General features: G+C 62.1%; 24 protein-coding genes and 3 tRNA genes. 12 read left to right on the forward strand and 15 right to left on the reverse strand.

From position 1 onward, the window contains the following. Nucleotides 1–3: 3 nt before the first annotated feature. The 7 genes from ACTU46_RS12315 to ACTU46_RS12345 form a co-directional block, all read right to left on the reverse strand. Nucleotides 4–216, reverse strand: coding sequence for a biotin/lipoyl-containing protein (locus tag ACTU46_RS12315; protein WP_443382099.1), 213 nt, complete (start codon nt 214–216; stop codon nt 4–6). 176 nt (nt 217–392) lie between these two features. After that, nucleotides 393–1430 carry an EpsG family protein gene (locus tag ACTU46_RS12320; protein WP_443382101.1) on the reverse strand — a complete coding sequence of 346 codons (1038 nt, stop codon included), beginning with the start codon at nt 1428–1430 and terminating at the stop codon, nt 393–395. 874 nt (nt 1431–2304) lie between these two features. Further along, nucleotides 2305–4434, reverse strand: coding sequence for an ATP-dependent DNA helicase RecG (locus tag ACTU46_RS12325; protein WP_443382103.1), 2130 nt, complete (start codon nt 4432–4434; stop codon nt 2305–2307). A gap of 16 nt (nt 4435–4450) precedes the next feature. After that, nucleotides 4451–5992 carry a DAK2 domain-containing protein gene (locus tag ACTU46_RS12330; protein ID WP_443382105.1) on the reverse strand — a complete coding sequence of 514 codons (1542 nt, stop codon included), beginning with the start codon at nt 5990–5992 and terminating at the stop codon, nt 4451–4453. Nucleotides 5993–6003: 11 nt separating this feature from the next. Next, nucleotides 6004–6690, reverse strand: a complete 687-nt coding sequence (locus ACTU46_RS12335; RefSeq protein ID WP_443382107.1) for a uracil-DNA glycosylase — start codon at nt 6688–6690, stop codon at nt 6004–6006. 183 nt (nt 6691–6873) lie between these two features. After that, complete coding sequence (locus ACTU46_RS12340; RefSeq protein WP_443382109.1) at nt 6874–7467, reverse strand: YdcF family protein; 594 nt, start codon at nt 7465–7467, stop codon at nt 6874–6876. A gap of 197 nt (nt 7468–7664) precedes the next feature. After that, a complete protein-coding gene (locus ACTU46_RS12345) occupies nt 7665–7943 on the reverse strand; it encodes an XRE family transcriptional regulator (RefSeq protein ID WP_443382149.1) in 279 nt (92 codons plus the stop codon). Between the two features lie 338 nt (nt 7944–8281). On the opposite strand from ACTU46_RS12345, the gene ACTU46_RS12350 reads away from it, so the two are divergent. Together ACTU46_RS12350 and ACTU46_RS12355 are read left to right on the forward strand one after the other, a co-directional pair. After that, nucleotides 8282–9403, forward strand: coding sequence for an SPFH domain-containing protein (locus tag ACTU46_RS12350; protein ID WP_443382111.1), 1122 nt, complete (start codon nt 8282–8284; stop codon nt 9401–9403). Nucleotides 9404–9728: 325 nt separating this feature from the next. Continuing rightward, on the forward strand, nt 9729–10121 hold the full coding sequence (locus ACTU46_RS12355; RefSeq protein ID WP_443382113.1) for a hypothetical protein: 393 nt from the start codon (nt 9729–9731) through the stop codon (nt 10119–10121). Between the two features lie 229 nt (nt 10122–10350). Here ACTU46_RS12355 and ACTU46_RS12360 read toward each other — a convergent pair whose 3' ends face one another. Continuing rightward, nucleotides 10351–11304: a thiamine-phosphate kinase gene (locus ACTU46_RS12360; protein ID WP_443382115.1), complete on the reverse strand. Its 954-nt coding sequence runs from the start codon at nt 11302–11304 to the stop codon at nt 10351–10353. Between the two features lie 42 nt (nt 11305–11346). Between ACTU46_RS12360 and ACTU46_RS12365 the strand changes: the two genes are divergently transcribed. After that, complete coding sequence (locus ACTU46_RS12365) at nt 11347–12315, forward strand: DUF3515 domain-containing protein (protein WP_443382117.1); 969 nt, start codon at nt 11347–11349, stop codon at nt 12313–12315. Between the two features lie 83 nt (nt 12316–12398). Here the strand turns inward: ACTU46_RS12365 and ACTU46_RS12370 are convergent, their stop codons facing one another. Continuing rightward, the gene (locus tag ACTU46_RS12370; RefSeq protein ID WP_443382119.1) at nt 12399–13472 is read right to left on the reverse strand and encodes a D-alanine--D-alanine ligase family protein; all 1074 of its coding nucleotides are present in this window, start codon (nt 13470–13472) and stop codon (nt 12399–12401) included. A 62-nt stretch (nt 13473–13534) separates the two neighbouring features. After that, nucleotides 13535–14533 carry an NAD(P)H-dependent glycerol-3-phosphate dehydrogenase gene (locus ACTU46_RS12375; protein WP_443382121.1) on the reverse strand — a complete coding sequence of 333 codons (999 nt, stop codon included), beginning with the start codon at nt 14531–14533 and terminating at the stop codon, nt 13535–13537. Nucleotides 14534–14799: 266 nt separating this feature from the next. Between ACTU46_RS12375 and ACTU46_RS12380 the strand changes: the two genes are divergently transcribed. The 4 genes from ACTU46_RS12380 (at nt 14800) to ACTU46_RS12395 (ending at nt 18805) form a co-directional block, all read left to right on the forward strand. Further along, on the forward strand, nt 14800–15798 hold the full coding sequence (locus ACTU46_RS12380; RefSeq protein WP_443382122.1) for an NUDIX hydrolase: 999 nt from the start codon (nt 14800–14802) through the stop codon (nt 15796–15798). 130 nt (nt 15799–15928) lie between these two features. After that, nucleotides 15929–16786 carry a hypothetical protein gene (locus ACTU46_RS12385; RefSeq protein ID WP_443382124.1) on the forward strand — a complete coding sequence of 286 codons (858 nt, stop codon included), beginning with the start codon at nt 15929–15931 and terminating at the stop codon, nt 16784–16786. Between the two features lie 160 nt (nt 16787–16946). Further along, on the forward strand, nt 16947–18578 hold the full coding sequence (locus tag ACTU46_RS12390; protein ID WP_443382126.1) for an NAD-dependent epimerase/dehydratase family protein: 1632 nt from the start codon (nt 16947–16949) through the stop codon (nt 18576–18578). Beyond that, a complete protein-coding gene (locus ACTU46_RS12395) occupies nt 18578–18805 on the forward strand; it encodes a hypothetical protein (protein WP_443382128.1) in 228 nt (75 codons plus the stop codon). Before ACTU46_RS12390 ends, ACTU46_RS12395 begins: the two co-directional genes overlap by 1 nt. Before the next feature lie 146 nt (nt 18806–18951). On the opposite strand, the gene leuD is transcribed toward ACTU46_RS12395, so the two are convergent. Both leuD and leuC read right to left on the reverse strand, forming a co-directional pair. Beyond that, the gene (gene leuD, locus ACTU46_RS12400) at nt 18952–19554 is read right to left on the reverse strand and encodes a 3-isopropylmalate dehydratase small subunit (protein ID WP_443382130.1); all 603 of its coding nucleotides are present in this window, start codon (nt 19552–19554) and stop codon (nt 18952–18954) included. Nucleotides 19555–19565: 11 nt separating this feature from the next. Then, complete coding sequence (gene leuC, locus ACTU46_RS12405; RefSeq protein ID WP_443382131.1) at nt 19566–21023, reverse strand: 3-isopropylmalate dehydratase large subunit; 1458 nt, start codon at nt 21021–21023, stop codon at nt 19566–19568. Nucleotides 21024–21099: 76 nt separating this feature from the next. On the opposite strand from leuC, the gene ACTU46_RS12410 reads away from it, so the two are divergent. The 3 genes from ACTU46_RS12410 to ACTU46_RS12420 are packed head-to-tail and all read left to right on the forward strand — an operon-like array spanning nt 21100 to nt 22329. Beyond that, nucleotides 21100–21816 (forward strand): IclR family transcriptional regulator, encoded by a 717-nt coding sequence (locus tag ACTU46_RS12410; protein ID WP_443382133.1) that lies wholly within the window; start codon nt 21100–21102, stop codon nt 21814–21816. Nucleotides 21817–21860: 44 nt separating this feature from the next. After that, nucleotides 21861–22046 (forward strand): SRPBCC domain-containing protein, encoded by a 186-nt coding sequence (locus ACTU46_RS12415; protein WP_443382135.1) that lies wholly within the window; start codon nt 21861–21863, stop codon nt 22044–22046. Further along, nucleotides 22033–22329, forward strand: a complete 297-nt coding sequence (locus ACTU46_RS12420; protein WP_443382137.1) for an SRPBCC domain-containing protein — start codon at nt 22033–22035, stop codon at nt 22327–22329. The genes ACTU46_RS12415 and ACTU46_RS12420 overlap by 14 nt, the downstream gene beginning before the upstream one ends. An 86-nt stretch (nt 22330–22415) precedes the next feature. On the opposite strand, the gene ACTU46_RS12425 is transcribed toward ACTU46_RS12420, so the two are convergent. From ACTU46_RS12425 to ACTU46_RS12435, 3 genes are all read right to left on the reverse strand, one after another. Further along, a tRNA-Glu gene (locus ACTU46_RS12425) sits at nt 22416–22488 on the reverse strand. Between the two features lie 811 nt (nt 22489–23299). Next, a tRNA-Glu gene (locus ACTU46_RS12430) sits at nt 23300–23372 on the reverse strand. 19 nt (nt 23373–23391) lie between these two features. After that, nucleotides 23392–23463: transfer RNA gene (locus tag ACTU46_RS12435), tRNA-Gln, on the reverse strand. 526 nt (nt 23464–23989) lie between these two features. Here ACTU46_RS12435 and ACTU46_RS12440 point away from each other — a divergent pair. Then, nucleotides 23990–24436: a hypothetical protein gene (locus tag ACTU46_RS12440; protein ID WP_443382139.1), complete on the forward strand. Its 447-nt coding sequence runs from the start codon at nt 23990–23992 to the stop codon at nt 24434–24436. Between the two features lie 108 nt (nt 24437–24544). Then, nucleotides 24545–24844, forward strand: coding sequence for a hypothetical protein (locus tag ACTU46_RS12445; RefSeq protein WP_443382141.1), 300 nt, complete (start codon nt 24545–24547; stop codon nt 24842–24844). The last annotated feature ends 127 nt before the right edge of the window (nt 24845–24971 follow it).

Below are 24971 nucleotides of genomic sequence, written 5' to 3' on the forward strand. Positions count from 1 at the left end.
GGTCTAGGCCTCCTTCAGTTCAAGCAGTTCTTCGCCACCGATGACATCGGCGAAGTCCGCCAGCTTGAGCGTACCGACGATCCCGGGCCCGGGTGCGAGCACCGGGGCTTCAAGCTTCACGGCCTCAACGGTGGCCAGTTCATCACCGGTGTTCACTCGGGTGCCTTGGGCAACCCGGTAGTGGACGATGCCCGCGAAAGGTGCACAGATTTTCATGTTGTCCAGCTTAACGCAGCACCGGCCGTTAACTCTTCTCCAGGTCCTACCCGGTTATCTGCGGCAAATGTGGTGACCCGCCGCCGGGTGGTCTGCGGCCCCTGCGGGGATGGTTGCTGAGCCTGGAAGTTCCCTACGCCACTTGGTGCAGCACCTCGGGAAGGCCGGGGCCTGTCTTACCAGTTGAAGTTGAGGGGATACATGCTGAAGACAAAAGGAGACACCAGAGCATAGAGAACCAAGCTCCAGATACCGATTATCCGCAGCGCCTTGCCCTCCGGCTTTGTCGATATCGCATAAATTACCGGCAGAATAAAATCAATGCAGGCGAGGAGCCTGGTGGCTACCAGCGCATTCGGAAAGAGCGCAACTGATAATAGGACAACGACCACATAATAGTAGTAGAGCGCCGGAGGGATCTCTTTAATCTTGTTCAGGTTGTACACGATGATCAAATGGAACGTCGCCCAAGCAAGTTTCACATAAACCAGGTAAGGGGATTCAGACGTATCCATGAAGGAATATTCCAGATACTTCTGAGCCAGGTCCTGATCGAAAACCGAAATCAGCTGATACATATTGGATGACACGGTGAACACAACGGTCATGCCGGCGAAAATTATGATGGGTCCGTATCTGCTGGCCAGCAGATTCTTCAGTAGGTGTGCAATTACATAGACGATTGCTGCAGTCTTGTGTATCAGTATCGTCGGCAACGTAAACAGGAGACCCCGTACATTGGTCCGCTGTTGCATGAGAGAAAGACCGTAGAGGATCATGGCTACGGCAATCCCCTGGCGAGAGATATTTATGTACTGCATTATCCCGTAGGGCAGGATTGCGGCCAGCACCAGAAAAAGCACTGCCGTGGTGTAATCATTGGTGAAGTTCTTTATGGCATGCAGGAGAAAGAGACTGGTCGCCAGTGCGAGAATAAACAAGTACTGCGAACTATTTATCCCGACTCCCCCAAGCAGGATGGTTGCGTAGGAGAAGAGATAGTCGTCCGTGAGAGTCCCATCGAGGAATCTCGCTATATATTCCCTGGTGTCCGCACCGACGCTGGGGTCACGGAACCCGTAGAATCCTGCCACGGCCACCGCCAGGATATGCGCGATGATCGCTTTAGCTCGGCCACCTAGCTTTTTGATTAACAATGCACACAGAGCAACCGCTGCAAAAAAGCCGAAAATAGTTAGGATATTATATGTCACCGTAGGCACTCATCTTCGTCACAGCGTAGGGGCAATGTCACCATTCCTTAGCGCATGAGATTAGGATCTTCTCCCCATCCCATAATGTTCTTAGTCCATGGAGTAAACCGTCTAGCGCAGCAGAAACGGGGCTTCATATGAAGATACATCTTCCCTCGGCCTATCGCAGCGAATCGCTTACTTGATTGTTAATTTCCTTTAAGCTCCAATAAGACGTTTCCTTTCTTGGCGGCCCCTGGCAGGATTCCGGACCCCGGCCCGCTATCCGACCACCAGCATCGTCTGATGGTCAAAAATCGCCATTCCCAAGCCACTCAGGGCACCTCGCGTACCACCAGGCCGGTCCGTCGACCTCCACCGCTGAATTTAATGTGTCCTGCACCGTTAATTTATTCTAAGTATCGGGCGATAGATGCACGGATCTCCTCAGCAGTTTTGGTCGAAATAAACGGCTAGAGGTCGGGCTCTTTGCATGGCTTGTGGAGTGCTCTTGCAAAGTTGGGTGAAAAACCGGGGAACCCGGACTAGAGCCTCGACCCCCAGCTCGAGCCGCTTAAGCGTTTTCAAGGACCCGGATAACGATCACCGCAGCCGGATTTGGGTGGCGGGTGGGCGAACATCGTTCCCTGCCCTTTCGCTCAGGCGTGCATCGCCTCCACGTCTGTGGGCACAACCTTCCTCCTTGAAGCCGGAAATCGCTTTCGCCAGGGCGGGGACGCTATCTGTGATGATCACCCGGAGCTACCCAGCCCACGTGTTCACCCGCAGCCTCTTCGCCAGAAAACGCTTCACGGCAATCACCTCCGCCGACCCGGATGTAGGTCTCGTCCACCCGACAGGAGATGGCCTGCCGGCACCACCTCGTAGTGCTTTGTTAGCTCTTCTCCAGGTACTCCTGGTTATCTACGGCGATATCGGTGACCAGCCGCTGCGCCAGTTCCCGATCCTGAGCCACCAGCCCGGCGGCATCGCGGTTGGCCTGTTCGATCAATTCCAGGTCCTCGATAAAGGATAGGAGCTTGACTTTTCGTTCCCGCCCGGACTGACTGGTCCCCAGGACATCACCCTCCTGGCGCGAGAGCAGGTCGATCTCGGCCAGGCGGAAGCCATCGGAGGTCTGGGCGATAGCCTGCAGCCGGCCCAGGGTGGGGTGCAGTTCATCCTCAATCAGGGTGTGGAAGAGACAGAGTGAGGCGTGCCCGCCCCGGCCGACCCGGCCCCGGAGCTGGTGCAGCTGGGAGACCCCGAAGTTCTCCGCTTCACGGATCAGCATGACGGTGGCGTTGGGAACGTCCACGCCGACCTCGATGACGGTGGTGGCGACCAGCACGTCGATCCCGCCGGCGGCGAAATCAGCCATCACGCGGTCCTTGTCCTCACCGCTCATCCGACCGTGGAGCACCCCGACGGTCAAGTCTTGGAAGGAATATTTGGAGAGCGACTCATAGACCGCGAGCACTCCCCCCTCGTTCTCGATGCGGGGGCAGACCACATAGGCCTGGTGTCCGTTGGCCACCTCCTCCCGGATGCGGTCCAACGCCCGGGCCATCCACTTCGGCCGGAGCAGCTCCGGCACCACGGTGGACTGGATAGGTTTACGCCCACCGGGTAACTCCCGCAGCGTGGAGACCGTGAGGTCGCCGAAGACCGTCATCGCGATGGTGCGCGGGATGGGGGTGGCGGTCATCACCAGCAGGTGCGGGGTCATCTCATCGCGGCCTTTGCCACGCAGCCGGTCGCGTTGTTCCACCCCGAAGCGGTGCTGCTCATCGACCACCACCATGCCCAGGTCGAAGAACTCCACGGTGTCCTGGATCAGGGCGTGGGTTCCCACCACGATATCGGCCTGCCCGGAGACGATGTCGAGTAGTGCTTTTCGTTTCTGGGCCACCGGCATGGATCCGGTGAGCACGACCACCGAAGCCGCCACCCCGGCAGCGCTGAGCAGGGCCGTCAGCGAGCGACCGTGCTGGATGGCCAACACCTCGGTGGGGGCCAACATGGCGCACTGTCGCTCGGCGTCGACGACCTGGAGCATACCGAGCAGTGCCACCACGGTTTTACCGGAGCCGACCTCTCCCTGGAGCAGCCGGCTCATCGGCGTGTTTGCCTGCAGATCTGTGGTGATCTCCCCGATCACCACCTGCTGGCCCTTGGTCAGCGGGAAGGGTAACCCGGCGCGCAGTTGCTCCTGTTGTCCCCCGGAAACCGGGGTACAGGCCGGGGCTTTGCGGTGTTCGGTATCGGCGCGGCGTAGTGCCATGACGATGGCGAGGCTCAGCGCCTCGTTGTACTTCATGCGCCGGCGGTGAATCTCCGGGCCTTCGGGGCCGGGTTCGTGGATGCCCCGGATGGCATCATCGAAGCTGACCAGTCCTGCCGGGGTGAATCCGAGGGGTTCTTCGACGGGTGGCAAGGTGGCCAGCACCTGGTGGACCGCTCCCATCAGTCGCCAGGAGGTCATGCCCTTCTTCGCCGGGTAGACGGCGATGTAGTCCCGCTCGGCGAGGAGGGCATCAACGTCTGCGGCGTCGCCATAGGCGGAGAGGTTGCGCAGCCCCCCGGTGCTGATCTGCTTGCGGGTGGAGCCGGCGGTGGGGAGCAGCAGGTAGTCCGGGTGGGAGATCTGTGGGGTTCCGCGGTAGTAGCCGAGTTTTCCGGAGAACATTGCCCGGACGCCCACCACCAGCTGTTTGGCGGGGAATTTGGCCTGGAAGAAGCTGGCGGTGAGGGTGTTGCGCCCGTCGGAGATCACGATCCGGTGCATCAGTTTGCCGGTGGAGGTGTAGGAGGTGTGTGCCCAGGTGACCTCACCGACGCAGGTGACGATATCGCCTTCGGCGGCGTCTTCGACGTTGACCCCGGAGCCGTGGCGGGAGTAGCCGCGGGCGTAGTGGTCCAGCAGTTCCGCGGCGGTGGTGTAGCCGAAGGCCTTTTTTATGGCCGTGGCTTCCTTGGCCGGGAGGATTTCGGCCAGCTTCCGCGCATCGCTCCAGCCCAGCATGTGCTGCTCCTTAAGGTTATTCCACGCCGATTTCGATCAGATGTTCCATTCCCTCTGCAGGATAGATCATGATCTCGACACCGGCTCCGGCGCGTCCCAGTTTCTGGCTCAGGTCTTCCCCGCTCAGTTGCTTGGCCACGGTGGGGGCGACGAGCAGGGTGATCTGTTCGCCGCCTGCCTCGAGCAGGCGACGACAGGTGCCCACGAGGGCGTCGATAAGGTCTTCGGCGACCAGGATGATTTCGCCCAGGTAGGTGGTGGCGATGATATCGCCCTTGGAGCAGGCGCCGACCTGGGTCAGGGCGGCTTTGCGGGCGAGGTGCAGGATCGCGGTGCGCATGGCGCCAGCGGCCTCGGCCATGGCATAGGCCGCCACCCCGAGGGGTTCTTCCGGGTCATGGACGGAGAGCGCGGCGATCCCGCTGACCAGGCGGCCGGTGGGCAGGAGCGTGATCGTTTGTTCGAAGGCGTGGCTGGCTTTTTCCACGGACACCAGTTCACGGCGGTTCAGCAGGCCATTGGGCAGGAGAATGGCCTCCTGCGCCCCACTGCGGCGGATCTGGGCGATGATCTCGGAGACCACGTCACCACCGGGGCTGACCACCAGTGCACCGGCCGCGCGGTAGAGCTCGGCGATGGAACCGCGCGGGGTCATGGCGATCACGACGCGGGCGGGTGGGGAAACCTGCGGGGCCTCGGGCAGCACCTCCAAGCGTAGGTCGCTGACCACCCCACTGGCATAGGCGGCCTCGATGACCGCGCCGGGTTCGGCGGAATGGATGTGCACGGTGCCGGCGGTGGTGGATTCGCGGGCGATGAGCAGGCTGTCCCCCATCGGGGCCAGCACCCCGGTGAGTGCCTCCAGGTCGCCGCAGTAGTAGAACATCACCTCCAGGGGGATGATCCGGCCGTGGCTTTCGACTCCGATACGCAGTTCCGGGGCGTTTTCCCCCTCGATCTCGGCCAGCAGGGCCTCCATGATCACCACGAATCCCTGGCCGCCGGCGTCCACCACCCCGGCCTCGCGCAGCACATCAAGTTGGGAGGGGGTCTTGGCCAGGGCGATCCGCGCGGCCTGCACAGCGGCGCGGACCACGGCGTGCAGGTCCCCCTCGGTCTCTCCGGCGGCGATGGCCGCCGCGCGCAGCACCGTGATCACGGTGCCCTCCACGGGTTCGGAGATCGCGGCGTCGACAAGCTGTACCGCGATGGCCAGGGAATCGCTTATCGACGCCCCGTCGACCCGGCCGTCGACCGCGGCCTGCGCCACGGCGCGCAGCACCTGGCTGAGCACCACCCCGGAGTTGCCGCGGGCACCGCGGACGGAACCGACCGCCAGGGCCTCCGCGACGCGGATCGCATCCGCCTGGGCACCGAGCTTCTCCACTGCTACCAGTGCCGCCTCCATGGTGTGCGTCATATTGGAGCCGGTATCAGCATCCGGCACCGGGAAGACATTGAGGGCGTTGATCTCAGCGCGCCGTGCCGAGAGTTCCGAGACGGCCCGGACCGCCCAATTGCGCATCCGGGATCCGTCGAGCTCGGTGGGATAGGACATGTCAGTGGAGTCTACAGCCGCCAGTCGACCGCTACAGCGCCTTGGGCACTCAAGAGCTCATTTGCCCGGGAGAAGGGGCGGGAGCCGAAGAAGCCCCGGGAGGCGGAAAGCGGTGAGGGATGAGGGGACATCACGCAGGGGGTGTCGCCGAGGAATTGCTGGGTGCGCTGGGCGTCCCGACCCCAGAGAATAGCCACCAAGGGTTGTTCCCGGCGCGCGAGGGCGCGGATAGCGGCCTCGGTGATCTCTTCCCAGCCTTTGCGACGGTGTGAGCCGGCGTTAGCGGGCTGTACCGAGAGCACCCGGTTAAACAGTGCCACGCCCTGCCGTGACCAGGGGGTCAGGTCCCCATCGACCGGGGCGGGGATATCCAGGTCTGAGCTGAGCTCCTTGAAGATATTTCCCAGGCTCCGGGGTAGCGGACGCACCCCCGGCTGCGTGGAGAAGCTCAGACCCATCGCATGCCCCGGGGTGGGGTAGGGATCCTGGCCGATGATGAGCACCTTGACTTCATCAAAGGGATAGCTGAAGGCACGCAGCACATCTGGTCCTCCGGGCAGGTAACCCCGTCCGGCGGCGGTCTCAGCGCGGAGGAAGTCCCCCATCGCATGGATCTGCCCGGCCACCGGCGCCAGGGCCGGTACCCAGCTCGGATGCACCGGTAGGTCTTGGTCAACTTCAGGGTAGTGCTCAGTCATGAACCCTGATTCTAGAGGTTCAGGCGCACGGGATCGCGGAAAGTCCCCGCATTGCGGTCGGGATGGTGCCTGCCGCGCTTCGATCCCCAGCGTGAGAGCCGGCCGCTATCGCGGTGGAAAGAGCAGAGGAGGGAGGTCAAGCAACTTAGGGCGCGAAGAGGGTGCGCGGGTGCCGGCGCCGGATCAGGAGCGGGTTTGGCAGGGGTCGGTCAGCCATAACTTGATGTGGCCGCCCACCTCATGGAGTACTTCGTCGAGCACGCTCTGTATCCAGATATAGTCCATGAAAACCACCGTCACCTCCAAATTGGTGCACTCCCTGAACATGGCTTGCACCCGGCGAGCGTGGATTCTGCTGGTCAGCACCGTGGCCGATGACCATTCCTCTTCCGCTGCCAGTTCTCCCATCGTCAACGCCTCACCGGTCGTGGTGACTGGCTCAGGTCGAAGACACCAATTCCGGAGAGCTGCCTCCGGCCGATCTTCCCCACGGCAATGTGCTGATCCCACCTTGTCCCTCGTGCCCGATGGGTTGGACACCACAAAATTCTGCGCTATTCCTTCCTCTATCAATTGCGCACCCGCCTGGTGTCGGCCATCCGTGGAACCAGCGATCACCATGACCGCATCGCTGGGAACCGGAGTGCCCTGGGAAGGAAGGAGCACCCAGGTCGACATCCCCACCACCAGGGCCACGAGGACGAGTGCGGCAGACAGCGCCAACCTTCTGAATCTTCTATTACGCCGCCGGGCTGCAGGCCCTCCTCGGATACGCATGAGGCAAGTATAATTGCGGGCACAAAAACTAGGTGTTCTCCCGGAGATCGTCCACTTCGACCCACCCCTCCAGGCCTTCCATCAGATCAGCAAGCATTACCGAAGATGGTGGACGACAACGCCCTGCGCCGCTGTCACTCCGCTCCGCAGTCTCCCCGGCCCGCACGTTCGAGGACTCGGCCGCCGAGACAGTCCTCCTACATCCGGGTGTTCGAGAAGGCACCCCAGACTATTCGGTATACCCGAGGATCAAAGGAGAGCGGCTCAACGCTGCGGTCTGTTCTCAGGGCTTCCCTGTTTTCAGTGTTTTCCACCCTCAAGTGAATCCCCAGTTTGATCCTGATATTGACCAGGGCATCCAACGAGAACTTGCTGATCGTCTCAGTACACAGATCAGAAACCCTGGGTTGAGTGAGATCAAGCTTCTCCGCAGTAATTTTTTGAGGCCAACCGACCTTAGCTAGCTGGTCGTTGATCCCGGGGCATCAGCTGCGCCCGAAGTCGGAGATTCGCCAGCCTCGCTGGGGTATCGGAAAGCAGATCCCCCACCGTGCCGACACGATCTTTGGTGCGGTGACAAAGTTGTGCGGCAGGCCTCTTGTCGCAGCATGACCGTGATCCTTCCACCCCTACGACATCGGCACCCCAGCTTTCAACAGCACCGTCCATCCTCCCCAACGGTTGGGCACGCTGGGAATAATATTGACCAACCTCCTACTGTGGTGACGGACACTGGTGATGGTCGGCCGATGGATCACCCGAGGCCGAACCTCTGGACCAACCACCCCAAACCCTGAAGGAACCCACACCCACAATGCTCTACACTTCCCCCTCCGCAACCGAAGCCCTCATTGTCACTGGTGGGTTGACCAAGCGCACTCCAGAGAAACCTTTTAAAATCGTCGCAGGTCGCGGCGTCTTCTGGATTCCCGTCTTCCAGCAGGTCAAAAAACTCAACCTGGGGACCTACAGCGTGGATGTCCGCATCACCGCGCAGACCGCCCAGAAAATCGACATCAATGTCGCGGCCAATGCCATCTTCCGCGTTGACCCCTCCGAGGAGGGCATCGTCTCCGCGGCACGCTACATCGAAAAGTCCGAGGATGAGATCGAAGACATCATCCGCAAGGAGTTCGACGGTGAGACCCGAAGCCTGATCGGTCAGATGTCCGTCGAGCACATCATCACCGACCGCATGGCCCTGGCCAGTGAAGTCATCACCAACATCACCCCCAAGCTGCTGAGCATGGGCTGGAAGGTCGACAGCTTCCAGATCTCCTCCATCACCGACGACAACAACCACATCGCCAACCTCTCCAAGCCGGAGCTGGCCCGTGTCGAGCAGGCCGCCGCGATCGCCCAGGCCGAAGCCAACGCCCGCGTCATTGAAAAGGAGCAGGAAGCTGAGCGTCTGACCTCACAGTATCGTCGCGACACCGACCTGCAGGTTTCCGAGAACACCAAGGAGACCGCCAAGGCGCGTGCTGAAGCTGAACAGTCCGGGCCTAAAGCTGAAGCTGAGGCACGCATCGAGGTTGAGGAGAAGCTGAGCCTGCTGGCCGCGGCCCAAGCCAACCGCCGCGAAGCCGAATTGGAGACCGAAGTAATTAAGCCTGCTGAAGCCGCCGCCCGCGAACGTATCATCACCGCCGAAGCAGATGCCGAAGCCCAGCGAAAGCTGGCTGCCTCCATTGCTTCCGAGCGTGGAATCCTCCTGGAGAAGGAAATGCTCGACAACCTGCCGGCCATCATGGACTCACTGTCCGGCGCACTGTCCAACGGCAAGCTCACCTTCCTGGGTGACGGCGAGGACTTCAACAGTCTGATCGCCAAGCTCGTCGGTACCGCCACTACCCTGCGGGACACCCTCGGCGACGCTTCACACGGAATTATGGACCGCACCGACACCCCGCAGACCACCCAGAAGGACCACTGAGCGCCGGAATCCCAGAATTTATTCCAATCGCGAGCGGATATGACAAGGCGGTTGCCATCAACTTTCGAGGGCCATGCTCGATTCCTGACATCTGCTACAAATCTGGTTCCCAGAAGCGGTAGCGGCAACAGGATGTGATGTGACAACCGGTTTCGCCAAAACACCTTGTCCCTATGCAGAAACGCATTTTTCCCGTGATCGGAGACTAGCCTTCGGCAAGAAGGCAATTCGGTGGCGTGGCCATATTATTGGGTGGTAGCTGCAGCTCACGCGGACCACTCTTTCACAGGAAAATGTGCCTCAAGACTAAATAGAGCAAGAGGGAATGATCATTAAAGATCACTTCGATAAGCTATCCCGGCTCGCCATTGGGTTTCTCGGCCTTGGCGTAGTGTTGGTTGTTTTTGCCGCGTTTCAGATGGGGCCCAAAGCGGACGCCGGATCGCCTCTCACCTGGTCATCTTTCGGACTGGGGAGTTTAGCCCTGGTCAGCTCGCTGGTTCTCTACAACGTTGCAGTCGCTCTCCAAGACGCCTCTTGGGTGAATGTCGGGATCTTTGCACTTATCGGAATCGTTCTCATTGGTATCTCTGTGCTCTGGTTGAGGGCTATGGGAGACGGGCCAGTTTTCTTTCATCCAGCACTTGTTCCAAGACTACTTGGTGCACTGTGGTTTCTCGCTGCCATTGTCAACGCATTTCGGGCCGGAAATAGGTGAAGAGCATAGCTGGTCTCTGACTTCTCTCTCACTGAGAGAAACCCTGTTCCTTTAGATTATTTGAACCCTCATTGGCTTGATTTTCTGCCTAAAAACAGAAGGTCAAGCCGAGGTTTTTAAGATCACCGACCGCTGATGAGAGAGTCCGGAATCATTAAAACGCGAGTTGGATTAACGGGGTACCTCCTGACTCTCCCGAGCTCCCCCTGCGACTTTCGCCATAGCGACCCTAGAAGCTGACCCAGCCGGTGCCGTACTCCGGTTCCGCCCCGTTGATGGTCACGTCTTCCCCTCGGTTGACCTGTCCGATCAACCGGAACCCGGAGGGGGCGTCCCTGGCAGTGGTAGCCAGCATGGTGTGGTCTTCTCCCCCGGTGAGCACCCACTCCCAAGGATCGATACCCAACAACTCCCCGGCCTCGACCATCAGCTTATGCGGGGCGATGGACTGGCGGTTCAGGTCAAGGTTGACCCCGGAACGTTTGGCCATGGTCCACAGATCGACGATCAGGCCATCGGAGTTATCGGTCATGGCGGTCGCCCCGGTGGCCCGGGCGATCATCCCGCGCCCCGGTGCCAGATGCGGGGAGCAGTGGGCGGCCACCAACTCGGTGAAGTGCGGCGGGTAATCCCGCCCATAACGCTGCAAGAGTGCCAGCCCGGCTGCCGAATCCCCGATCCGCCCGGAGGCCACGATCCGTTGGCCGGCCCGCGCCCGATCAAGGGTGAGTTCCGGCAGGGAACCACCCAGCGAGCCGATGGCGGTCACCGAGACCACCAAGTTGTCCCCGGCGGTGAGATCACCACCGACCAGCTCAGCGGAGAACTGGCTGACCCGCGCAGCTACCCCGGTGGCCAGGCCCTGGAGGAAGGACAGTGGGGTGCTCGGCGGCGCGGAGATCGCCAACAGCGCCGCCACCGGGCGGGCCCCCATGGCCTGGATATCGGCGAAGTTCTGCACGATAGCCTTATGGCCGATCTCCTCCGGCGAGGACCACTCCAAGTTGAAGTGGCGGCCCTCAATCAGCATGTCCACGGTGGCCACCGTCCGGGAGTTCGGGCTGGCATGGTTGAGCACCGCCGCATCATCGCCGTTTCGGGTGGATGGGGCAGCCGCGATGATCGCCGCGATCGCCGCATGCTCCCCGACCTCCCCGATGGTCGGTCCCGCAGAACTGGACACAGATTCCTACCTTCCTACCCTCCACAGTTAGGCTTGGAGGTCATGAGCGCCGACAACTCCCACCAATTTAGCCGCACCCCAGTTCTCATCGCCCTTGGGCTGGCGATACTCCTGGTCCTCGGGGTTCTCTTCGGTGCCCGATTTGTCTCTGAGCAGGCCGGACGCCAGCCGGTGCTGATCTCTGAACTGCCGGGCACCAACTCTGACCACCCGGAATGCGCTGCCCTGCTCGAGGAACTTCCCGATGAGGTCGCGGGCCTGCAACGTGCTGAGCTGGCCGAGCCGATCCCGGCAGGTTCCGCCGCCTGGATCAGTGGCCAGGAGGATGAGTTGACCCTGCGCTGCGGGGTGAACCTGCCCTTCCAGTACTCCGCACTCTCCGAGATCCAGGAATTCGAGGGCACCAGGTGGCTGCAGGTGATTGACCCGACCGCCGGTGACGCCCTGGAAACCTGGTACTCAGTGGACCGGGAACCCAGTGTCGCACTGACCCTCTACCGGGTGTCCGAGGCCACCGCCGACCTGGACACCTCCCTCTTGGCCGCTGATCTCGCTGCCGCAGTATCCACCATCCCGGAGCAGGCACAGGATCCCTTCCCGGTGCCGCTGGCCGAGATGCCGGAGATCCCCGAGGCCGCGCAGCGCTGTGAAGATCTGCTGAACAACCTGCCGGCGAGCTTCGGCAACGAACTCACCTACACCCTCGCCGATATCGCGGACACCGGCCTGAATACGGACACCGCCGCCGCGTGGACCGCGCCGGGCCAGGAACCGGTGGTGCTGCACTGTGGGGTGACTCCGCCGGTGAACTACCAGGCCGGGGAAACCCTCAACCAGATCAATGAGATCCCCTGGTTCGAGGACACCACCCTGGCCAATGGCACCACCTCCTCGACCTGGTTCGCCCTGGGCCGCGATATCGATATCGCGCTCAATGTTCCCCAGGCCACCGGCAACTCAGCGGTGGTCACCCTCGGCGAGGCGATCGCCGCCCACACCGGGCAGCAGTAGCCTCCCCACACCTGAAAAGAGCTTCTCGACGCCGCGCTGCACGCGGCGTCGAGAAGCTCTTTGGTTTTTGGGCAGCGGCGAAACTAGCGCAGGGCGCGCTGGATCAGGGCGTCGAGAAGTTCCCGGTAGCTGACGCCGGTGGCGGCGAAGATCTGCGGGTACATCGAGATCGGGGTGAACCCCGGCATGGTGTTGATCTCGTTGAGAACGGGGCCGGCTGTGGTGAGGAAGAAGTCCACGCGGGCCAGTCCCTCACAGTTCAGCGCGGTGAAGGCACGCACCGCCAGTTCCTGCAGCGCGGTGGTGTCCGCTGCGCCGTAGGGCGCCGGGATGGCGGCGGTGACCACGTTATCGAGGTACTTGGTGTCGAAGCCGTAGAAACCTTCCGCGGACTCCGAGGTGTGCTCCAACTTCGCCGGCACCGAGGCGAGGATGCGGCCATCGGCGTACTGCAGCACGCCGACCTCCACCTCATCACCGACAATCTCGGCCTCGATGATCACCTTCTCATCATGCTCGCGGGCCAGGGCGACCGCGGCCTCCAGCTCCGACCACTGGCTGACCTTGGAGATGCCGATGGAGGAACCGCCGCGGGCCGGCTTGACGAAGACCGGCAGACCCAGGCGCTCCTGCTCCTCGGGGCGCAGGGACTCCCCGGCGCGCAGCACGCACTCCGGGGTGATCGGCAGGCCGACCGCGGACATCAGTTTCTTGGTGAATTCCTTGTCCATGCCCGCGGCCGAGGAGAGTACGCCATTGCCCACATAAGGCACTCCGGAGAGATCGAAGAGGCCCTGGATGGTGCCGTCCTCGCCGAAGGGGCCGTGCAGCACCGGGAAGATGACGTCCGCGGTGGCGTAAAGCGCGCCATCGGTGGTGTGGAACTGGCCGCGGCTGGCGGGGTTGAGGGAGAGCTTGAGTTCCGCCCGCGGCTCGACGGTGGGCAAGACGCGGTCTTTGGTCTCCAACCGGGAGTAATCGGACTCCCCGACCGTCCACCTTCCTTCCTGGGTGATGCCGACGGGGATGATCTCGTATTTTTCCGGGTCGAGATGGCTCATCACGGCGCCTGCGGAGACGCAGGAGACGGAGTGCTCGGGACTGCGGCCGCCGTAGATGACGGCCACGCGGATTCGCTGCTGATCGGTGTTGCTCACAAGGTGGCAGCTTAGCGGTGACCCCGGACACCGGTGGGCAGCAACCCCGCGATTCGCAGGGATTATTCGGCTTTCTTGGATCGGCCCATCAGGGCCACGATCATGTCACCGACCGTCATACCCTCGTGGCAGACGGCATAAACCGCCTGGGTGATCGGCATGTCCACTTGATGTTCCTTGGCCAGCTGCCAGATCGAGCTGGAGGAGATGACCCCCTCGGCGACCTGGCCGTGGGTGGCCTTCCGGGCCTCTTCCAGGGTGCCGCCCTCGCCCAGGCGGACGCCGAAGCTGCGGTTACGGGACAGCGGGGAGGTGCAGGTGGCCACCAGATCGCCCAGCCCGGCCAGGCCGGCGAAGGTGCGTTCCTCGGCACCGAGGGCCACGCCCAGGCGGGTGATCTCGGCTAGGCCGCGCGTGATCACGGTGGCCAGGGTGTTATCGCCCAGCCCCCGGCCGGCGGCCATGCCACAGGCCAGGGCGATGACGTTCTTGCAGGCCCCACCGATCTCCGCGCCGATGACATCGGTGTTGGTGTAGGGCCGCAGGTAGTGGGTGGACACGGCCGCCTGGACCAGTTTCGCGCGGTTTTCATCCAGCCCGGCGATGACGGTGGCGGCGGGCTGCTCCTCGGCGATCTCCCTGGCCAGGTTCGGTCCGGAGAGCACCACGATGCGCTGCGGGTCCACCCCCGTCAGCTCCGCGATAACTTCACTCATGCGCAGATGTGTCTCACGCTCCACCCCCTTGGAGATGCTCACCAGGGTGGCGTCGGAGGGCAGGTCCTCCCGCCAGGCGCTGAGGTTTTCCCGCATGGTCTGTGAGGGCACCGCGAAAACCACGATGTCCGCCTCCGCCAGGGCGGCGGTGGCATCCGTAATGGTCTTCAGCCCCTCCGGAAGGGTGATGCCGGGCAGGTAGTCGGGGTTTTCCCGGGTCTGCCGGATGGCGTTGGCCAATTCCTCGCGTCGTGCCCAGAGCGTGACCTGGTTGCCGGCGTCCGCGAACACCTTAGCCAGCGTCGTTCCCCAGGAGCCCGAACCCATCACCGAAACGTTGACCACTAACCCTGCCCTCCACCGATGCTCCATCTTGACGTGCCTTAGGGATTCTACGGAACGCAGTGCTCCGGCTCACTGGATGGGGGCACCGCGAGCGGGATTTCCCCCAGGTGCCACACCCGCGAAATGTCCCATCTGCTGCCGTCAGGTGTCGTGCGATGCGCAGGGCCCGATTCTGAGCGATGATGGTACCCAACTGATGTGAAGACATTTCCGAGTTGTGCCCGGCGGCGAGAGCTTAGTCAGGGCATCTGACATTGAGGTGGGACATGACCAAGGCAACCCATGAAACGGATAAGGACCAGGATGGGGAATGCGCGGTGACCGGACGCCATCAGGTCATCCCCGTAGATCCAGCCGCCGAGTTCAAGAAGTCCACGCTGGCAGCCGGGGCGGTGCTCTGGCGCGGTGACCTCAAGAACCTCTCCACCGTCGAAGTAGCCGTCATCCACCGCCCGCACTATGACGACTGGTCCCTGGCCAAGGGCAAGGTTGATCCAGGCGAGTCCCTCCCCACCACCGCCGCCCGGGAAATCTTCGAGGAAACCGGCTATGAGATCCGGCTGGGCAAGCTGCTGGGGAAGGTCCACTACCCCGTGATGGGCCGGACCAAAGTGGTCTACTACTGGACCGGCGAGGTGCTGGGCGGTGAGTTCACCGCCAATGAGGAAGTCGATGAGATTCGCTGGCTTCCCGTTGATCAGGCCCGTGAGCTGCTCAGTTATGACGTTGACCGCCAGGTCCTGGATAAGGCGAACAAGCGTTTCTCCTTACCCGCCACCACCCGCATCCTCTTCGTCCGCCACGGCCGTGCCTATGAGCGCCGCAACTGGGAGGGCAATGATAACCGTCGCCCGTTGGACAAGAAGGGCCGCCGCCAGGCGGAGATGCTGGTACCGATGCTGCTGCCCTATAAACCCACCGCGATCTACTCTGCGTTGCCGGACCGGTGCCAGCTCACCGCCGCCCCGTTGGCGGATGAGCTCTCCCTCGAGGTCAAGGTTGAGCCGCTCTTCGATGACGACTCCTGGCTGAGCCAGATGACCCAGGTGCAGCGCCGCTTCACCGAGATCGTCGAGGAAGGTGGCATCTCGGTGATTGTCAGCCAGGGCATCGTCATCCCCGACCTGATCGCCTGGCTCTCCAGCCAGGGCCGACTGCCGGTCAATGAAATCAAGGCCAAGAAGGCCAGCGTCTGGGTGCTCAGCTTCACCGATGGTGAGCTGACCGGCGCGGACTACCTCGCCAGCCCCCTGCCGGTGAAGTAGCTGGCAGAAGGCGCTTTTCGACGCCGCGGCGGACCGGGAAGCCAGCTGATACGGCGATCCACCCGCCACCACCCTGAGATTTGCCCTAGAATATGCTGTTCATACTTATTCAGGAGCAGCGGGGTAGGAAATGAGTGGAAGCTCGACTGGCCGACACGGAGTCCTGATCGGAATAATCGTGTCCCTGGCGGCGATACTCATCCTCCTGGTCGGTGCCATAGTGGTGGTGCAGGTCCGCAGCGGTGACGCCGGAATCCAGAGCCAACCCCCGGTGGTCACGATCACCGAAACCCAGCCGGTGGAGACTGGGGTGGAGCCCACCTCCCCCTCGCCGGAGCTGAGCACCGTACCGGGGAGCATCCTGTCCGATACCCCGGCGGTGAATCCAGCGGAAGATTCCGTTGCCGCCGGCCAGACGGAGATCCGCACCGTCTCCCCGGTGAACCGAAACTTTGATATCCAGGACGGTTGGTCACCCTCCGCCAACACCACCGGAGTCGAGGGAGACTGCTACCCCTCCCCGGTTGCCCTTGATCCCGACATCTACACCTGTGGCCCCAGCGCCGCCTCGATGAACGCCTGCTATATCTCCCCGGCCTCCAACCTCCTCGGCTACTGCCCCAACGGCCCCTTCTCCAGGGAATACCGGCCGATTCAGGTCATGGGCGACCTGAAGGAAGCCACGGTTGAGAGCCAGCCCTACCCCTGGGGCCTTGAGCTTGACGACGGTCGTCTCTGCACCGCCAGGCAGGGCGGGGCCTGGGGTTCCCGCGCCGACGGCGGCATCGGCACCTACAGCTGCACCGGGGGCGACACCAATGAGCTCGGTCTGGTCATGCCCGGTGACCACTCCCCCAACGGGGTCGACATGTCCGGCCCGAAGTGGACCCTGAAGATGGGGGCGATGGGATCTCCGGATGATGAGTTCCCGGCCCCCAGGACAGTGGGCGTCGCCATCGCCTATTTCGCGGCCTGGTCCGAGCAGTAGCATCCCAGCAGGATTACTCGCCTCCTTCTGGGAACCTTTTCGGGAGCCACACCCGGACCACGTGTCCCCCATCACATTTTTGGCGGCACCGGAGTGCTTTCCCTGCTAGGTTGGCAGTTACGGTTCGACGAACACCCACATCAACCTGAGGGGAAAGCGCGTGCGAGTTGCCGTTGTCGGAGCCACCGGAAATGTGGGGACCGCAGTCCTCACCGCCCTCCATGACACCCCGGAGATAACCGGCATTCTCGGAATCGCCCGGAGAATGCCCGATCAGAACACCGCACCCTATGCCGGGTGCGAGTGGACCTCCATCGATATCGGCGCCGGTAGTTCCCCGGAACCGACCGTGGAAAAATTGCGCGGGGCCTTCGCCGGGGCGGATGCCGTCATCCACCTGGCCTGGCTCGTCCAGCCCAACTCCCAGCGGGAGCTGCTGCGCCAGGTCAATGTCGAGGGCACCCGCCGAGTGGCCCAGGCGGCAGCCGCCGCCGGGGTGAGCCACCTCGTGGTCGCTTCCTCGGTCGGGGCTTACTCCCCTGACCAGAGCGGACAGCCCCGGGACGAGTCCTGGCCCACCGGCGGTATCCCCTCCTCCCACTACAGCGTGGATAAATCCGCGCAGGAAAAGGTGCTCGACGAGTTCAGCCAGGAGCACCCCGAGGTCATGGTGACCCGGCTGCGGCCCGGACTCACCTTCCAGGCGGCGGCCGCCTCTGAGATTCACCGCTATTTCCTGGGCAAGCTCATTCCGGTCCAGGTCCTGAAAGCCGGCAGGCTACCCCTGCTGCCACTACCTAAGGGGGTGAATGTACAGGCGGCCCATGCCACCGATATCGGGCGCGCCTATGCCACCGCCGTGGTGAAGAAGGTCCCCGGTGCCTTCAATATCTGCGCTGACGATATCCTCGGCCCCCAGGAACTGGCGGATCTGCTCGACCACGGCCACTTCCTGGAACTTCCGCCCCCGCTGGTACGCGCTGCCGTGGCCGCGGCATACAAGAGCGGAACCATCGCAGCCGACCCCGGGTGGCTCGACATGGCCTTGCAGGCACCGCTGATGGACAACTCCCGGGCCAAGTCGGAACTGGGCTGGCAGCCCCGCTTCACCGCCGCCCAGGCATTGGCTGAACTCTTGGCGGGCCTGGCCGAGGGATCCGGTGGCGCTTCGGCACCCCTGCGGCCTCGAAAGCCAACTCCCAGCGAGCCGAAGATCAGCGGCGGGACCCTCCCGCCACACCGCGCCGGGGAGCTTCCCGAATCACTGAGCCGCTATCTGACCGATCACCGCCGTGCCCTCGCCACCGGGGAGGTCAGGATCCACCGGATCTCCGAAGCTTTCCTCGGCACTCCGGTATACGTCCAGCTTTCAGAGATATCGGAGGCACTCAGTTCCGAACACCAGTTGCTGAACCAGCTGGTCGATGACCCAGGATCCCCTCTCCCCTCCTACCAGCGGGCGGCCTCCTGGATTGAGGAGCAGCGCCACCGATTCACCCGACCAGAGCCGCTCACCGGCGACTCCCCGATGATGCGGCTCCGGGAGATCGAGGTGATGTCTGGTGCCATCACTGAGAAGATCGGTGGCTGGCAGACCCTCGGGGAACACGCCGTGACCTTGGGTGTGGACCCGAGTACCTTCGCCGAACTGGCGGCCAATGCCGAGGAACAGCTGGTTATGCTGGCGGAAGTACACGCGTACGCTCGGAATCAGGCCTTCCGCAGCGATCGGGACACCAGTGCCCCCACCACCGCTACGGATAAACCGGAAGAATCAGCGAAGGAGAAATAATGACCTCCAACAACATTAATGACACCAGACCTGACCTCCCCGAGGAAGAACACCCGGTAGAGGCGAACCCCACCGAATCCGACCCGAAACCCCGGCCCCAGGACTCGAGCAGCAGTGAGTCGGAGCGTCCGGGCACGGATGAGATCTCCCGCCAGCATGATGATGAACTCGTCGATGAGTGGGGCGAAGAATCCTTCCCCGCCAGCGACCCGCCCGCCCACTTCTGATCACCCCGGGCAAACACCGGACAGGCGCGCGGGACAGGCGCCGAAGTTAGTCTGAGTGTGAGCTACCGGTAATTGCTTGAGGGGTCCCACCTGCAGGTGGGACCCCTCAAAACATGTTCCTGACTGCCTCTCGGCAGCTGGAGGTGTTAGCCCTCCAGGGCGTGCACTTCAGGCTTGAATGCCGGACGTGAGGCCTCGAAGGCGGTGATCTCTTCCTCGTGCCGGAGGGTCAGCCCGATGTCATCGAGGCCCTCCATCAGACGCCAGCGGGTGTAGTCATCCACGTCGAAGGTATAGGTGTTGGTACCGGCGGTGACGGTGCGGGACTCCAGGTCCACGGTCAGCTCGAGGCCGGGTTCCTGCTCCATCTGCTTCCACAGCAGATCGATGTCAGCCTGTTCCATCTGGGCGGCCAGCAGCCCGGATTTGCCGGAGTTGCCGCGGAAGATATCGGCGAAGCGGGAGGCGAAGACCACCCTGAAGCCGTAGTCCATCAGGGCCCAGACGGCATGCTCACGGGAGGAGCCGGTGCCGAAGTCGGGGCCGGCGACCAGCACTGAGCCGTTGGCGTAGGTGTCCTGGTTGAGGATGAAGTCCGGATCGTTCTTGCGCCACTGGGCAAACAGGGCGTCCTCGAAGCCGGTGCGGGTAACCCGCTTGAGGTAGACCGCCGGGATGATCTGGTCGGTGTCAACGTTCGAGCGAGTCAGCGGCACGCCGACGCCGGTGTGGGTGGTGAATTTTTCCACGGTGAGGCTCCTTACTTGGCTGCGGAATCGGTGTCGGACAGGTCTGCCGGGGAAGACAGCGTGCCGCGGATGGCGGTGGCGGCAGCCACGGCCGGGGAGACCAGGTGGGTACGCCCGCCCGGGCCCTGACGACCCTCGAAGTTACGGTTGGAGGTCGAGGCGGAACGCTCACCGGGCTTGAGCTGATCCGGGTTCATACCCAGGCACATGGAGCAGCCTGCGGTACGCCACTCGGCGCCGGCATCGAGGAAGATCTGGTCCAGACCAGCCTTCTCCGCTTCCTGCTTCACCCAGGTGGAGGAGGGCACCACCATCATGCGCACGCCCTCGGCAACCTTGTTGCCCTTGAGGATCTCGGCGGCGATCTCCAGGTCTTCGATCCGGGCGTTGGTGCAGGAGCCCAGGAAGACGGTGTCGATCTTGATCTCGCGCAGCGGGGTGCCCGGCGTCAGATCCATGTAGGTCAGCGCCTTTTCGGCGGCGGCCTTATCATTATCGTTGGTGAAGGACTCCGGGTCCGGGACATTCGCCGAGAGCGGCAGGCCCTGCCCCGGGTTGGTGCCCCAGGTGATGAAGGGGGTCAGTGCGGAGCCGTCAATCTCAACGACGGTATCGAATTCCGCCCCCTCATCGGTGGCCAGGGTCTTCCAGTACTCGACCGCAGCATCCCAGTCCGCACCCTTCGGGGCCATCTCGCGACCGTTGACATACTCGAAGGTGGTCTCGTCCGGGGCGATCATGCCGGCGCGGGCGCCAGCTTCAATGGACATGTTGCAGATGGTCATGCGGGCTTCCATCGACAGCTTGCGGATGGCTTCACCGCGGTACTCGATGATGTGGCCCTGGCCGCCGCCGGTACCGATCTGGGCGATGATCGCCAGGATCAGGTCCTTGGAGGTCACGCCGGGAGCCAGCTCGCCAGCGACCTCGATGGCCATGGTCCTGAAGGGCTTGAGCGAGAGCGTCTGGGTGGCCATCACGTGCTCAACCTCGGAGGTGCCGATACCCATGGCGATGGAACCGAAGGCACCGTGGGTGGAGGTGTGGGAGTCACCGCAGACGATGGTCATGCCCGGCTGGCTGGCACCCAGCTGCGGGCCGACGGTGTGGACGATGCCCTGGCGGACATCCCCCATCGGGTGCAGGCGCACGCCGAATTCCTTGCAGTTGTCACGCAGGGTGGACACCTGCAGGCGTGAGATCTGGTCGTTGATCTCCAGCAAACTGCCGGTCTTGATGCCCTCGGTGGGCACGTTGTGGTCCTCGGTGGCCAGGTGCAGGTCCGGACGGCGCAGCTGGCGGCCAGCGGCACGCAGACCGTCGAAGGCCTGCGGCGAGGTCACCTCGTGCAGCAGCTGCAGATCGATGTAAATGAGATCGGGGTCGCCGTTCTCACCCTTGGAGACGACGTGGTCATTCCACACCTTCTCGGCCAGGGTCAGCTTCTGGTTCTTCTCAGGCGCTGTCATGGGGAGTCACCTCTATTTCCTTACACACCGGAGAATCGGGCTGAAGTCTCACAGTATGAGATGTTAATATCGTTGTATGGGACAGTATAGCGCATCAACCCCCTCCGGAATCAAGGTTCTCGACCGTGTGGTCGCCATCATGATGTCCGCAGCAGACCATCCTCGCTCGCTCGCCGAACTCTGCGAGGACACCGAACTCCCCCGGGCCACGGTCCACCGGTTGGCCACCGCACTCGAGTGCCACCGCATCCTGGCCCGGACCTCCGATGGCCGCTGGTCCATCGGCTCGGCGCTGGCGACCCTCGGGGCCGGCGCAAAAACACAGCTTATCGATGCCGCGACCCCGGTCATGGCCGCGCTGATGGACCGCACCGGGGAATCCGTGCAGCTCTACCAGCTCACCGACACCACCCGCACCTGCGTCGCCGCCCAGGAACCGCCCGTCGGGCTACAGAACACCGTGCCCGTCGGCTCCCAGATGCGGCTGACCGCCGGCTCCGCCGCCAAGATCTTCCTGGCACACTCCTCCCCCCACCTGCGGGATGCCCTCCTACCCGATGCCGCCTTCACCGCCCGGGAACTCACCCTGGTGAGGGAACAGGGCTGGGCGGAATCCGTCAGCGAGCGCGAACCAGGACTGGCCAGCCTCTCCGCGCCGGTCTTCAACTCCGCTGGGCTCTTCCTCGCCGTGATCTCCATTTCTGGACCAGCCGAGCGACTCGGCCCGGAACCAGGCGCAGCCTGGTCCAAGGATCTGATGCACGCCGCACAGAAGCTCAGCGCCGCCCTATAGCTGAGCTGTTGATCGCCTCTCGGTCCAGCGCCTAGCATCGAGGTATGCCCCGAACCGACATCGCCGCCCGACACCTCAACGCCTCACCTGAACGGGTCTACGCCGCCCTGGTCGATCCGGTGGCGCTGGCCTCCTGGCTCCCGCCGGAAGGGATGCGTGGAGAATTCGAGCACTTCGAGCTCAGTGAAGGCGGTGGCTACCGGATGGTACTTATCTATGAGGATGTTTAAAGCCGCACCGGCGAAAACCACCGCAGACTCGGATGTCGTGGACGCTCGTTTCATCCAACTCATCCCGGGCCAGAAAGTGGTGCAGGACATCAATTTTCGCTCCGAGGATCCAGCCTTCGCCGGAACCATGACAATGATCTGGGAAATCTCGCCGGTGGCTGGCGGCAGTCTCCTCACCATCAGCGCCCGCAATGTCCCCGCCGGGATCTCCGCCGCAGAACATCAGGCCGGCCTGGCATCTTCCCTGGATAATCTCGCCGGCTACCTCCAGCGGAAGGATTGAGCTGGCGGCGTCCCCTAGAGTTGGCCGCCAAGGCAGAAAAAAGAGCTTCACCGGAAAGAAAATCCCGGTGAAGCTCTTTATTTTTGTACCCCGTACGGGATTCGAACCCGTGCCGCCGCCGTGAGAGGGCGGTGTCCTAGGCCGCTAGACGAACGGGGCGCAGCCAGACTTCAGCGATTGCTCGCTTATGGTCTGGAGAAAGATTAAGCGATAACGCCACGGTTCAACAAATCAGCAGGTCAATCGGGAGAATGGCCAGGGCTCAGCAGCATTTCTCACCGGCGGCAGCCATGGAGGAAACCCACCCCCTGGGAAGGATGGGGATGGGTTCCTCGGTGACCGAACCTTAGACTATCTCGGGTCCTACGACCTGCTACCACAACTTTCCGACGTCGTGTGCGGAAGTCTCATGGGATGCGAGGTATTGAAGTCTTCTCGTCATCTCGTCCGCTGCAACCCTTAAAGGGAATAATGTGCCGGGTGTGGGTTATCGAAGGTCGGGATAGTGGGGTTCGGGTGACACTCTCGATACGTCATATACTCGGTTAGCTCCTGCTTCACGCATCTCTAGCGCTTGGAAGTCTGGATTATGGCGTTGCCCGCTGCCGGGTGGACGCCCTCGAGGTGTCCGGAAGTTGTGTTGATTGCACTTACCGTCATTCGCTCTCCAATCCGTCGATTCCAATGTCTCCGGAGGCGTCCAAGTGGCCGTTAGCTATTCGACCAAACTCCACGGTACCGGTGGAGTTCTTGCTGTGGATTTCTCCGTTACCTGAAGCATATGAGCACGCCATCTAGATTTAAAGAGGGTGAACGGAATTGGTCACTAACATGTCACCGCAAAACACCCCCAAAACCCTGAAAGCCAAGGAAAACCAGCCTTGACTATTTCGAGGTCGGGGGTGATATTTAGTGGAACGAGAAAATGGCCACCCTCTTCCGTTAGAAGAAAGTGACCTTTTCTTAATTGTACCCCGTACGGGATTCGAACCCGTGCCGCCGCCGTGAGAGGGCGGTGTCCTAGGCCGCTAGACGAACGGGGCGCAGCGAATTTCTTCGCAGCTGGCCTACCAGGACTCGAACCTAGAACGACGGTACCAGAAACCGCTGTGTTGCCAATTACACCATAGGCCATTAAAAACGAGCATCAGAGTTTGTTCCCCGCGCTGTTCAACGAGGAATACTATAACCACAACGCTGTGATTCGGCCAAATCGCCACCCGCTTCACTCCCCCAGCCATCGACGAGCAGGTTCAGCTGACCATCATTCTGCGCCGCTTTCCCATCAAGCTCCGCCCTAGACGCACGCGGCACCCACTAATTGTCCGCCAGCACCACACGGACAGATACCCCTCCAGGAAGCCTTGAAGACGGGGAATGAAAAATGTCCCTCACCTTCCCATGGAAGATGAGGACCATTCCCTTTTGCACCCCGCACGCTGTCAACGCGGGAATGCTGCTGTTAAGAACTCATGCTTTGGCTGAGCTGAAGAATTGGTCATCACCATTCCCCCGCACACTTTCAAGTAGTGAGCACGCAACTTGAGGGGCCGCTATCGACGGGAACAATTGTTACGCTCGGGCGTACTCGGCAATCATCGCCGAAGGCTGCTCGTCTAACTATTCACTCTTGTCGCCCCCTCTCCCCTAATGGATGCCAATGAACGTCATGTTTATTATCTACCGGACCAGGTTTGTGGTGTGGAACAACAGTCCAGAGCTGCCGAGAGGCTGGGATGTTGTCTGCGGCTCCGTGTGGACGGAAGACGAGGTGCGCAACTTAGCGGACAAAGCGCGCGCAGAAGGGTATCTAATTTCCTCAGCTGAGGTTCCTCTCGCGTTCGCCCTAGATCCTCAGTCGCCACCGGATTCCGTGTTCGTTCCTGGCGAAATGGCCATGGCACAGGATGATCCCATGGCGGAGGAGTTCAGTGATTTCATCCCCTATAGGGCTTATTTGACGCGGGAAGAAGCGGAACAAGGGGAGAATAATTGGGATGAGGTATGGGAGTTTCCCCTGCCCTGGATAAGTCAGTTTGCGCTCTCGCCTTTCAAGCTCGGGCACTTCGCAGAGGGCGGGATGGACCCCCACAAGTTTTCACTATAAATAGCTATGACTAGCGTCAATTCACAGCCCGGACACCGTCTCAATCGCTGTGTTTTCACGACTCCCAGAATCCAAGCATTGGCCTGTATGGACGAAAAACCTTAACAGTTGTTGGATCACACCCGCATCTCGATCGGCGCGAAGCCCGGCCACACCTGCAGGGAAGACGACGAATACTTCTGGAAGGGAGTCCACTCGATCTCCGTGCGGGACGAACCCCTGACTGGAAAGCGTCAGGCCCATGCCCGGCCCCAGCGCACCCGGGCGGACGTGGCCCACGAAATCCACACACTCTTAACCGTGGACTATCCGGATGCCGACAAGGTCGTGCCGATCATGGAAAATCTTGGGTACGCATACATTGCGCCCGTTGGGACCGACCCCCGGAATCGAGCCAACCCCGACTAACACACGGGGTATCCGCAAAGGCGGGCCGTGGAAAGCCTTGAAGATGGGGAACGAAAAATGGTCATCATCTTCACATGGAAGATGATGACCATTCTCTTTTGTACCCCGTACGGGATTCGAACCCGTG

This window comes from Corynebacterium sp. A21 (genome assembly GCF_052266655.1).
Classification (GTDB): Bacteria; Actinomycetota; Actinomycetes; order Mycobacteriales; family Mycobacteriaceae; genus Corynebacterium.